This window comes from Acidithiobacillus marinus (assembly GCF_002847505.1).
GTDB classification, from domain to species: Bacteria; Pseudomonadota; Gammaproteobacteria; order Acidithiobacillales; family Acidithiobacillaceae; genus Acidithiobacillus; species Acidithiobacillus marinus.
On the sequence record NZ_MXAV01000032.1, the window covers coordinates 1 to 1,260 of the forward strand.

The window sequence follows — 1,260 nt, forward strand, 5'->3', positions numbered from 1 at the left end:
CAAAGCGACTACCCTTGGGAAAGTTGATGTGCAGATCCAGGCGTTTCTCCTCCACCGTGAAAGTCACATGATCCACCAACCACGGCGGAACCAATCCTAACGCGAGAGAAAACAGCTCTTCAGGGACCATCAGCTAACTCCAATTCAGGGCACGACCGCTCCACAGCATTCTACCCCCTACCCACTCAATCTGACGAAGAGCCGTCATTTTTCGAAATCTTGCATAAAAAACGGCGGTTGCCCGCCGTATGTTTGTTGCCGTGTTAGCCGTTGACTTCAGTCACCCGTCACCGGACGCCGCTCGCCATCACCATAGAAGGCATAGGCTTCTTCACCGTGAATGGCATCATCACCAATCATCAGTTCTTCTTCAGACATACGTAGTGGTACGACCAGGCTGATCAGTTTCAGCAGGATATAGGTGACCACAATATTCAGACCGATAATGAAGGCAGCGCCAATAATCTGCAGCCAGACCTGATGCCAGTTACCATCAATGGCGCCACCGGGATTGCTCAGTCCGAAAGCCTTGCAGCCTTCCTTGGTAGCGAGCAAACCCGTCATGATGCCACCGAGTACCCCGGCTACGGCATGGGTATGGAAAACGCCGAGAGTGTCATCCACCTTGCGGAACAGGGCAGTTTTTCCCAGCATGTTCATGCTCAACCAGGGGATGATGCCGGAAGCTATGCCGATGGCAATAGCGCCCCAGCCATCCACCACACCCGCTGCCGGAGTAATGGCCACCAGACCGGTAATCATACCCTGTACCGCACCAATAACGGCAGGTTTCTTGAAGTAGAAAATATCCATGACTGTCCAGACAATGACGCTAACGGCCGTGGCAATATTGGTGTTCAGTACCGCTGCACCGGCATCGCGGCTGGCAGCGTAGGGATCACCGCCGTTAAAACCGTTCCAGCCGAGCCAGAGGATACCTGCACCTACCAGCATCAGTAGTACGTTATTGGGCTGGAAGTTTTCCCGATCACGGGCAAGACGGGGACCAATCACGGCAGCCCCTACAAAGCCGGCAATACCTGCCGACAAATGGATGACGTAACCACCCGAATAGTCGATGACTCCGAGCGTGGAAAGAAAGCCACCACCCCAGAGGCTGAAGGCGCCGACCGTATAGGAGAAGGTCAGCCATAATGGCACAAATATCATCCAGGCCTTGAAACTCATGCGCCCCAGAAAAGCGCCAGCCATAATCACCAGGGTAATGGCGGCAAACACAAACTGGAAGTACACCCAGGG

1 protein-coding gene and 1 pseudogene are annotated in these 1,260 nt (G+C 54.0%); both read right to left on the reverse strand.

Annotated features, from left to right (window positions below; all coding sequences use genetic code 11):
* A pseudogene (locus B1757_RS07315) lies at positions 1–130 on the reverse strand (ISL3 family transposase); the annotation flags it as partial.
* 146 nt (positions 131–276) lie between these two features.
* Positions 277–1,260 (reverse strand): ammonium transporter family protein (locus B1757_RS07320; RefSeq protein ID WP_101537696.1); only part of this gene is annotated, 984 nt, incomplete at its 5' end.